General features: G+C 36.6%; 1 rRNA gene. It reads right to left on the bottom strand.

What is annotated here, in order from left to right:
* Positions 1 to 334: 334 nt before the first annotated feature.
* Positions 335 to 582: ribosomal RNA gene (locus tag JV122_RS04175) — 16S ribosomal RNA — on the bottom strand; the annotation flags it as partial.

The raw sequence follows: 582 nt of genomic DNA, 5'->3' as shown, positions 1-582 counted from the left end.
ACCATATACTCTTACTTATTTAAAAGCTAACATAACTTGTATTTTTTTAAGCCTATTGTTTAGATTTATATTTCTAAGGTATCTAATTTAAATTTGCTAACTGTTTTCACAGTTAGACTCGGTTTTTGTAATGTCGTTGTTGAAATATTTTTGAAAATTTTCAAAATATTTATTTGCTATTCAGTTTTCAAAGAACTATTTTTTGAAAGATAGAACTTTCAAAACTAGATACAAAACTCTTTGGCTAAGCCCATAATTACCTTTTTATGATTAATTACGCTATTAAAAAGGATTTTAAATACGCCAAATATAAAGATGTCTATGTACTCCGTAGAAAGGAGGTGATCCATCCCCACGTTCTCGTAGGGATACCTTGTTACGACTTCACCCCAGTCATCGGTCCTGCCTTAGACAGTCGTCTCCGAAGTTAACTAACCGGCTTCGGGCATTACCAACTCCCATGGTGTGACGGGCGGTGTGTACAAGACCCGAGAACGTATTCACCGCAGCGTAGCTGATCTGCGATTACTAGCGAATCCGACTTCATGAAGTCGAGTTGCAGACTTCAATCCGAACTGAGAT

This window comes from Mycoplasma procyoni (assembly GCF_017052595.1).
Classification (GTDB): Bacteria; Bacillota_I; Bacilli_A; order Mycoplasmatales; family Metamycoplasmataceae; genus Mesomycoplasma_A; species Mesomycoplasma_A procyoni.
Note: the sequence above shows the minus strand (reverse complement) of the source record. Positions and strands in the feature narration are given on the sequence as shown.